We start from the raw sequence: 10,096 nt of genomic DNA on the forward strand, positions 1-10,096 counted from the left end.
AATCAAAATTAGTCGGCGTTGAACTGGAAGACATCGGTCGCTACCCCACGCAGGATCAGATTCCAAGCAAGCAATACCCCGTACAATTTAGACAACTATAAGGTACTTCGGTTGAAAAACCAAACAAACTATGGAATGCCTGAAACAACAGGTATTCAAGCGTCTCTAGTAAGAAAAGTATTTTAATTGCAGCTTGCTCAGACTAGCCTATGAAGTTACCGCATTCACGAAAATTTTTCAGGGAGATTAGCTCAATTTCAATTTTTTCTTAAGAGTATTTCATTAAGCTGATTCTCCTAACTGGGGATATTGACCAACTCTTTCTCTCATGAACTCAGATAGATTTATCGTTCATCTTCGGCTGCTTGAGTAATTTTAATGGCTGGATTGCGAGGATTACTCAAATCAATGTACTCAATTGCAGGGAGATCTTGCGTCTCTTGCAAAGTTCGAAACTGAACGAGCGTTGCAAGCTGTTCATCAATCAGTTGAGCATCATAAATGCCGAGATGAATGGGTCCCAACTCTGTCTTTAGAATGAGATTGTTAAGCGATCGCCAGTCGATTTCTGCGATGGGGACTGGGCTGGCTTGGATAGCGGTGTAGAGTTCCGGCCATTCAGACTGATATCGCGGATGAAAACCCCGCACTTGCAAATCCGGCAAGTCAATCGTTTGGTCCAGGTTAGTCAAAGTATCTTGGGCCATCCAGTAGCCTTCAGAGTCAATGAACCCTGGGTGATTCAGAGGCGTCCACTCGCTTTCGGGGACTGATGCAGTTCGTGAAGGTATGGTGACCGCCACAGGCTGCCGCTCTTGCAATGTGATTTCCAAGCGAGGCGGAAATAGCCGGCGCTCAACTTGTACAAACGCGACGGGCGACTGGGTTTGTACCTGCTCAGCAATCTCTTCAGGTTCGATTTCAAATAGTGGTTGTGGGTATTGCAAATTCAGAAGAGTGTGAATGGCTTTGTCAGAAATCAGCGTATTGCCATCAATGACAACTTGCTCATGTCCCTGTAGCAACAGCCAGAAAGGATTTTTGACTAACCAAATAGCGCTACCTGCTAAGCCTGCAATAGCGATGATTTGCCAAATATTCTGAAGATTTCGCATACGGCGCTGTTGTTTAAGAGCGCGCCGACGGCTTACAAGGTCTTCGGAGGAAGGAGTCGCGAAATCAGGCATGGGCGATCGCAATTAATCTAAAAAAATTGGCTACCTACAGCAGCGCTGGGAGCTTTAAAAATAAAGATGAATTTAGGGCTGTGGCGTTGATTGTAGCGATTCCTGGAGAGTCTGCAACTGATTTTGCCAAGCCGATGCTAACTCCGCGTCCGTAAAGGGAATCCAGCGTTGGTTACCGGAATTAAGGGTAAGACTCAGACCAATTTGACATCCCTTAGGCAACTGTGCCGAAGCAGGGAGATTATCACGGGTATAAAGTGCAATCTTTGTCACCTCATGCAGAGAAATGTGCTGAACCTCTTCAGGCCCTTTGCGAGTCGGGCGGCCCCATGCCAAATGTTCTCCAGTCTGTCCTAAGGCCGCGTAGATGTCGTACTTAGCGCGTTCAAATTCCTGTGCCCAGACCTTATAAGCTTCCAGCTTCTGGTACTCATTCCAACCGGCCCAAGCGAGCCAGATAAAAATGATCAGCAAGGGTGTCCAGAGAAGACCGCGTTCCATAAACAGTGCCTAGAAAATGAGGGATAAGGTTACGGGTTATCTAGCCGTCGCCAGTTTCGTTAGGACAGATGGCGAGCGATTGGGCAATGCGCTAAATACCCGAATGCGACTGGGTGCACTAGTCCCTAGAGAGTGCTAAAGCTATACTAATGCCTCTGCTCACACTGCTGTTCTGTAAACTCTTGCAAAAAATTCGTGACTAGGTGTTGGGTGTCACCAAAAATTTTCACTAAGGTCGCGATTCTGTGAGTGTGCTACCCAGCCCGCTAAAGGGTTCGCTCCTTATAGTGCTGATAATCATTTGAGGAAATAGAAAATTGTCTTTGTCTTACTCCTTGTTACTAATGGCTGTACCCCACACCCCAGAGTGGAGTCCCACGGTTGCGATTGTGATGATTGTGTGTAATGTGCTGGCGATCGCGATCGGTAGACAGGTCATCAAATATCCCAGCGAAGGCCCGGCCCTCCCTGCTCCTGCTTTGTTTGGCGGTATGGGACTGCCTGCTCTGCTGGGCACCACTAGCCTGGGTCACCTGCTTGGAGCTGGTGCCATTCTAGGTCTCGCTAACATTGGCGTGCTTTAGGCTTGGGTGTTTTACACAGGGTTGAGATGGCACTCGATTGAAGGATCCCCTTGGGCTGTCGAGCTTTTGGAGGATCGGCCTAGGACTGATGCTGCCTCAGCCTTATAAGACCCGGGAGGTGCGATCTCGTGCCTCTCGGGTTAACCCTGAACCCTGAGGAGATTTCTGGAAATAAAATACTCGGCATTAGCGCATTACACTTGCGCTAATACAACCCTACCAGCGGTAAAGTCTTGCTTGGAGATTCCCTAAAATTGAAAATCCAAACTGAAATAGAACCGCAACCCTGGCGGATCATCGGTGCTGAGTTCCTCAATATCAATCAGGGGATAAGCAAAGTCAGCACGGGCATTCAGATCTTCGGTAATGTCTAACAGAAAACCGACCCCTGTACCCAGCAGCAAATTATTATCAGTGACGTCGGCGCTGTCACTGCTATTCCAAACATAGGCACCGTCTAAAAAGGGAGCAATTCGGAAAAAGGGCAGACCTGCTTCGTTGCGAGAGATAACAATCTGGTCCTCGATAGAAAACCGAAAGCCGTTATCTCCAAAGCGCTGGTTCTGATCGTATCCCCTGACGGAGAGCCCCCCGCCCGCAAAAAACTTTTCCGAGCCGGGCAGCGAATCAGGAGACAGTTGAACACTGCCCCTCGCCAGCAACAGATGGTCATTGCTGAGACGCTGGACTCGTTGAACTTGACCGATCCAGCTGAAAAAGCCATCAGTGTTGCCGTCCGCGATCGCGGTGTCTTCTGTCCGTTCTTCCCCTAGCCGAAACTGAGATTGTAAAGCCCAGGCACCGTTTACATCTCGCTGGATATAATCCTGTCCAAAACTCAGCACATTAGTGCTGGCCGAATCAGTGATGATCCCCGAAATCAAGGTCGAACCTTCGCGATATCGATAGCCAAGAGACAGCGCAAATTCCTCTCGCGGAGTGCGAATGAGGGGTTGTCGGACACTCACTTCGTAAATGTCTGTTGAGCCTTCGGTATCGAAGGCAAAGGTCGGTTGGTTGGGATCTGTAATCTCAAACTCATTAGGCGTCAGCCGGACCAGCAGCGTCCCATTCGTTGGGCTGATAGGCACCCGATAGCCCAATTCGTAAACTTTCGAGCCTGCGGTCGTTGTCCAAGTCGCTGAACTGAATAAGGTATCACCTAGCCCGGCCAGATTCCTAAATTCAAGCCTGCCGCCGATGCGGACGGTACCTACGGAGGGTGGCGAATAGTTGTCGCTAAACAGTGAGCCACCAATCGTAGAGGCCTCTTCCACGCGCACGATGAGTCGGCTTTTACCGACATCGCTGCCTGCTCTCAAGCTAGCTTCTACGCTTTCGAACATGGGATCAATCCGTAGTAGGCGCAGCTGGTCTTCCAAGCGACCTTGGTTCAGGGGTCGGGTTCCTCCCTGAGCAATCCGAACGCGCACATAGTCTTGTAGGCGATCGGTCCCCTCTACCACAATCTCTTCTAGCTCGCCTTCCAGCACCTCGATTTGAACAACGCCCTCGACAACTGTTTGAGTATTGATGATTGCTCGCGATGTAATGTAGCCATCATTCAGATACAGCTGGGTAATCGCGTCGGCGGCCTCTTGCAGTTCTGCCAAAGTGACTTCGCGATTTTCATAGGGCGCCACGATCGCCGCCAATGTTTCTGCATCAAAGAGCGTGCTGCCAACGACTTGAATATCGGTCACGGCAAACGGAATAGTGGCGCCATCCGGTGAGGGGGGTTCAGGAACAGTGGGAATGCTAGGTTCGTCATCTTCAGGCAAAGGCGTTGGTACGGGCGGCTCAGACGGAAATCGATCTTCGCCAGGGTCAACTTGTGCTAGCTGAGACAACACATTCGACGAAGTTCTGAGTCTATCCGGCGGCACCATTGATGCCGCCACGACAGAGGGAAACAGCCAAAAGAACGCAATCGCCGTGTAGCTAGAGAAACTTAGGAGGCGCAGGGGCATAGTCCACCTGTCTAGACACGTCGTTCAAATTATCGCCACTAATCAGGAAAATCAGAACTAAATCACGAAATTTGGACATTTTTTTAGATTTTCGATGTAGATGACTAGACATCATTGGGCCGAATAACTCGGTACGATAGCGTAATCCTGGTTGCATCGATTTTAATTGATGTTGTCTAGGAGAAATTCAGTGACTAGTAGAAACAAGGCTCCTCTTCTGTTGGCATCGTTTGCGTTTGTTGTTCTGTTAGCAGGGGGTGTTCTGGGACGGCTCACCTACAAAAACAATTTTGGACTGAGTTCTGTCCTCGGTTCAGGTACCAGCAACGCATCGACCGAAACGACCTCTACATTGCTCAAGCAGGAAGCTAGCAGCACCGGGGACCGCTTCAGTGATATTGAAGCGTTGCCTTCTGGCACATTTAGCTACGGTGGCAGTACGACTTGGGCACCTGTGCGAAGCAAGATCGACACCATCATGCAGCAAGCTCAGCCTGAGTTTCGATTACGCTATGTCGAGGCTGAGGGGGCAGTTCCTGGGTCTGAAACAGGGATTCAAATGCTGCTGAGAAATGAATTGTCTTTTGCTCAATCCTCTCGACCCCTCAAAGCGGAGGAGCGCTATCAAGCTCAGGAAAAGGGTTACATTCTCAAGGAAATTCCCGTGGCTGTAGAGGGGATCGCGATCGCCGTCAACAATGACCTTCCCATTCAAGGTCTGACTCTCGAAGAGCTCAAAGGTATCTACACAGGAGAACTGACCAACTGGAATCAGTTAGGCGGGCCTGATTTGAAGATTGAAGCCATTTCCCGTCCTCTTGTTGGTGGTACCGTTGAGTTTTTTGTCAACACTGTCTTAGATAGCGAGGAGTTGCCGGCAGTTGCTCAGGTGGTCGACTCAACAACAGAGGGACTGCGTCGGGTGGAAGAAAATGCGGGTGCTATTTTCTATGCCTCATCGCCTGAAGTGGTTGGGCAATGCAGTGTGAAAGCGGTTGCCGTCGGTTTTGATGCTAGCCAGCTCGTCAGACCCTACCTTGAGCCCTACATTCAACCAGAGAACTGCCCTGAGCAGCGCAATCAAATCAATCGTGCAGCCCTTCGTAGCGGCGAATATCCTCTGATGCGACAGCTATTTGTCATTGTCAGAGAAGACGGAATGGTTGATCAAAAGGCTGGTGAAGCTTACGTCAATCTGTTGTTAACTGAAGAAGGCAAAGACATGCTCAATGAAATTGGTTTTGTGGCTATTCGCTAGAAGAATTGCCTTACTGATAGCGAATGACAGCAACCCCAAAATCCATCGAATGTTCCCTGTAGATATCCAACTTCAAATCCGTTGTAGTCGTTGTAGCTCAGACGATCCCGTGACAGCGTTACCAGGGATTGCCCACCAGCGTAAAGGCAGACCAGTAGTAGGGGTGCTGTGTATCACCAAAGGACATATTCTGCAACTCTTTGGGTAACGGTATTTTTCCGCCACTCCACACCAGATGATTATCCTGCACAGTAACTTCGCCACGTAACATGGCCAGCTGCGCTTGTTGCAGAGCGGCGGCTTTGTAGTCAACCTGACCTAATTGGGTATACAGTTCGGCCATGAGGCCCGCTGTTTCTAAGTCGCTGACTTGCCAAAGAGCCGCGATCGCCGTTTTAGCGCCTGACTTGATGGCAAATCCCGCAAATCCCAACTCAGCCTCCTTGCCACCTACCAGTGTTCGACAGGCGCTCAAGACCAGCAGTTCGACAGCCGGCTTATTAAGCTGTAGTTCGGGTAGTTCTGAAAGGCCCAAGCGACGGTTCCAGAACTGAATGTAGGAGTTATCCAAGCCGCCATCGGTGAACTGTCCGTGAGTTGCCAAATGCAGAATCGGATAAGCCTCTTCAGAACGCTCTTGTCGAACCGTTTGAGGGGTGAAGGTTTCATTCAAATACTGATCGCCAGCCCAGAGACTGTTGATCGCTGCGAGTTCAACTGGAACGGCAGGTAAGGGAGGCTGATCGGTGAATACAGACGCCCCCATTGCCAGCACTGAAGCATTGCGAACATTGCCAATGCGGGTATCCGTGAGCGACAAGCTTGGCATGAGGCCCACACTGTAGTTTTCAATGATGAACTGATTGCCATCGTGGAGTGCGGCGATCGGGGTTAACCGCAGTCCCTGATCTAACACAAAGGAAATGTGTCCAACGTCTTCACGCTCCAGAGTTGCTTCAAAGGGGGCAACCAGCCAACTGTAGAGGTCCTGTGACGGCACGAGATAGTTGTCTAGACGCCGCCGAGTGCGGTCAGTTAGCTCGATGCGTAACCGTCGCACAGCAGCCAACACCTCTGCCCGTGTCGCTTCTGTGAGAACCCGCTGGGGCGGATTGTCGCCAATCACGAGGATCAATTCCAGTAAGTCATCATCAGAGGGAATGGGCTTGGGCAAAGTGCGATCGCGCTGAGCCGTGGTTTGTGTCACAGCTTTGGTAGCCTGTCCTATTTCCTGATGAGTGGCCTCGGCAACGACACCCTCCTCTGATGAGGACACGAAGTTCGCATATATCAGTGCAGTTCGAACCCCTGTCAAGTCTTCTGCCCGTTTTAGGGCATCAAAGTCTGCGAAAGCGTTAGCCTCAACGCCTAGATAGTCTTCATATTCCTGAACATAGCTAGCCTCAGTCGAACGAACCGCCACAACTACGTCTGGCTCGGGAGTGGGATTACAGTCACCCGTTACGCATCGAAGACTATTGGCGTCAGGTCCAGATGGTCCAGGTGGTTGGGTTGGACCGGGTGGTTCGGGCAGCGGTGGTTCGGGGTCTGGCGGCAGCGGTGGTTCAGGTGGCGGCATGGGCTGCGGTGGTTCGGGCTGCGGTGGTTCGGGTTGCGGTGGTTCAGGCTGCGGTGGCAGGGGCGGTTCTGGAGGTGGACCCGGCGGTTCAGGTGGTGCTGCTGGAGATTCAAAAGCCCCGATATCGCGAATTCCGTTGGCGACAGGTACGCCTCGCTGGTCCGCACCTGCTCCAGTTCCAGCGTCAATAGCGGGACTGCCGGTCAGCAGGGCGTGAGTTTCAGTGACTCCGCCATTGTTAGCCAAAGGTCCGATGAGCGGATCTCCATTAACCACGTTAGGACCCGTTTGATTTAAGGCACCTGCAACATTATCTAAGGTATTGCCAGCCAGAATCGTATTCAGCGCTATGACTGAGCCGCCAAAGACGTTAGCGACGCCGCTTCCTGTTCCTGTAGAGGCTGTGTTAGCGGTCACGGTGGCCTGATCGAGCGTTAGTGTGCTGTTGGTCCCCAACGAGAAGCCCCCCCCAATGTTGATAGCGGTATTACCGGAAAGGGTACTGTTGCTAACGGTTGTGGTAAATGCTCCGAAGGGTGGAATGGTGTTGATGTCAATGCCGCCCCCATTGGCACCGGCTGTGTTGCCAGAGATCGTGCTGTTCGCGATCGCGACGTTGCCCGCTTCTGCGACCTTGATGCCGCCGCCGTTGACCCCCGCGACGTTGTCTGAAATAGTGCTGGCGTCGATGTTTAGCTGGTTAATGTTGCCAATGCCGCCGCCACTAGCCACGGCGGTGTTTTCTTGAATCTGACTATTGCTCAGCGATAGGCTGCCCTGGTTGAAGATGCCGCCGCCATCGCCTAGCCCCGTCTCGCTGTTTCCCGCAGCGTTTTCGCGAATTGGACTGGTATCAATCGACAAGATGCCAGTATTGAAAACGCCGCCGCCGTCTGCTGTCGCCGTATTTTCGCTCACAATCGTGTTGCTAATGGCAGTCTCTATACCCTCGTTTGCGATCGCGCCTCCCACAGAAGCTGCGTTTGCGTTGAGCAAACTATTGACAATCTGTATACTGGCGCCTGTTTGGTTGAAAATAGCGCCGCCGCTCTGGGCTGCGTCATTATTACTGAGCGTGCTATTGCTGAGGGTGAAGGTGCCGTTGTTGCCAATGCCGCCCCCTGAACTAGCGGTGTTGCCGCTAATGGTGCTGCCTGTCACATCAAAGGTCTGGCTGAAATTGTAAAGACCGCCGCCCAAGTTCGCGGTGGTATTGTCGGTGATCAGGCTGTTGGCGATCGTCACCTGCCCCTGGAAGTTGTCAACGCCCCCCCCGTTGTTGGCAGAGGTGTTGAGACGGACTGAACTATCGTTGATGGTGAGAATTCCGTTTTCGGAGTTGGCGATCGCGCCACCACTATTGGTCTGTGCTACGTTGCTCTCCAGGCGACTACCGCTAATCGTGAGAGTCCCAACATTGAGAATTCCACCCCCAAATTGTTCAACGGTGTTGTTATCAATGTTGACGTCATTAATTGCTAAGGTGCCTAAGTTGAAAATTCCTCCGGCAAAATCTGCATTGCCATTCTGAAGCGTCAGCGAGCTAATGGTTACAGTGCTGCCGTCCTCGACTGTGAGGAGGCGATGGGCGTTGTTGCCATCTAAAAAAGTGGTCCCCCTATTGGCCCCAATCAGAATCAAGTCGCGATCGATCACCACCGTATCGCCTTCCTGATAGATACCCGGTCCCAAATTAACGGTGGTTGTCCCTGTGACGTTGCCGATAACGCCTAAAGCGTTGGTAAGGGTAGGATTCGCAATGTCAGCTAATCCCTCCTGATTGAGGTTGAGCACCAGGTTGTTACCCGCCAGATTGATGGCTACGGGGCCTTCAGATTGGTCAATATAGCGAGAGGCGGTTAGTGTCAGGGTGGCGTTATTATCGACTGTGACGTTGATGTTGCTGACCAGGATAATGTCTCCCGCCCCATCAGAACCCGGAAGACCTGTGGGAGCACCGTCGATGGTTGAAGCGGTGAAGTCTGTTCCATTCGTGAGGGTTTGCTCGATCGCGAGCGCCTCCCCAGGTCCGATAAAGATATCGTTGGGGTCAATCAGCCACAGCCCAGAAGTTCCTTGAGGCGCACTGGCATCAACCTGCCCGCCGGCAAATTGCAGCGACTGCAAACCTGACGTTTCCACCAAGCCGCCGTTCCCTCCATCGGGGCCTCCTCGCGCGGTGATCATGCCTGCGAAGATGGCCTCACCATCGGCCCATACAATGACGCGACCGCCGTCTCCCATCTGTACGGCATCAGCGCGAATCGTGCTGCCGCTGTCTACTTGTGCCGTCTGAGCGCGAGGCAAACTGCCCTGCCCCTGATAGTCGCCGCCAATCCGGACATCACCCCCTGTAACCAGACCAGACGCCTCGATCTGCACCTCTGACAGCCGCAGGTCACGACCCAGCACCAGCACCTGCCCACCCTGCGTATTCTCCACATTCAGCGTTCCAGAAACCGTTGCGCGGCCAGTGGCCGTTGCAACAGGAGTCCCATTATCAAGCTGTACAGTGCCGTCGGGATTCACGGTGACGTTGGTGGCTGAGGCGATCGCGCTACCAGTCAGCAACTGCGGCAGCGATAGGGGCGTAAACGTTTCTGTCGACGTTGCCAACGCCTCCGGTAGCGTCTCAACTTCCAAGTTCAGCAGCGAGCCGACTTGCTCAATGCGGACCAGACTGTTGCCCTCAACCGCACTAATGACGATGTCGCCCCCCGGAGCGGCAATCGTGCCCGTATTCAGCACTTGTCCACCCATTAGAACTACGGTCTGTCCGGGGGGAACGCTCAAGGTCCCGGCATTGACGACGTTGCCCGGAGCATCGAGGCTGAAGCTAAAGCTGTCCGGTTCACCTACCAGAGCGGCATAGTCTGGCGTGCCGACTGTGCCAAACGCGCCTGTGGCAAAGTTCACCTGGTCTGCTGTGATGGCCGTGAAGCCACCTTGTAGATTCAGTGCTGAGTTGGGACCGAAAAGGATGCCGTTGGGGTTGATGAGAAAGAGGTTGGCGTCAG

At 52.3% G+C, this 10,096-nt stretch carries 6 protein-coding genes; 2 read left to right on the forward strand and 4 right to left on the reverse strand.

Translation table 11 applies throughout. The annotated features are described in order from the left end of the window. Positions 1-344: 344 nt before the first annotated feature. Positions 345-1,187, reverse strand: coding sequence for a cell division protein FtsQ/DivIB (locus PN498_RS04795; protein WP_272061560.1), 843 nt, complete (start codon positions 1,185-1,187; stop codon positions 345-347). Between the two features lie 72 nt (positions 1,188-1,259). Continuing rightward, positions 1,260-1,688 carry a hypothetical protein gene (locus tag PN498_RS04800; RefSeq protein ID WP_272061561.1) on the reverse strand — a complete coding sequence of 143 codons (429 nt, stop codon included), beginning with the start codon at positions 1,686-1,688 and terminating at the stop codon, positions 1,260-1,262. 344 nt (positions 1,689-2,032) lie between these two features. Here PN498_RS04800 and psaK point away from each other — a divergent pair, with 344 nt between their 5' ends. Continuing rightward, positions 2,033-2,272 carry a photosystem I reaction center subunit PsaK gene (gene psaK / locus PN498_RS04805; protein WP_272061562.1) on the forward strand — a complete coding sequence of 80 codons (240 nt, stop codon included), beginning with the start codon at positions 2,033-2,035 and terminating at the stop codon, positions 2,270-2,272. Positions 2,273-2,520: 248 nt separating this feature from the next. Here psaK and PN498_RS04810 read toward each other — a convergent pair whose 3' ends face one another. Further along, entirely contained in the window at positions 2,521-4,242 is a 1,722-nt protein-coding gene (locus PN498_RS04810) for a ShlB/FhaC/HecB family hemolysin secretion/activation protein (RefSeq protein ID WP_272061563.1), read from the reverse strand. Positions 4,243-4,432: 190 nt separating this feature from the next. Here PN498_RS04810 and PN498_RS04815 point away from each other — a divergent pair, with 190 nt between their 5' ends. Further along, complete coding sequence (locus PN498_RS04815) at positions 4,433-5,500, forward strand: PstS family phosphate ABC transporter substrate-binding protein (protein ID WP_272061564.1); 1,068 nt, start codon at positions 4,433-4,435, stop codon at positions 5,498-5,500. 118 nt (positions 5,501-5,618) lie between these two features. Here PN498_RS04815 and PN498_RS04820 read toward each other — a convergent pair. After that, positions 5,619-10,096, reverse strand: a 4,478-nt coding sequence (locus PN498_RS04820) for a CHAT domain-containing protein (RefSeq protein ID WP_272061565.1), incomplete at its 5' end; no start/stop codon positions are given.

It is taken from the genome of Oscillatoria sp. CS-180, assembly GCF_028330965.1.
In the GTDB taxonomy this organism is placed as follows: domain Bacteria; phylum Cyanobacteriota; class Cyanobacteriia; order Phormidesmidales; family Phormidesmidaceae; genus Halomicronema.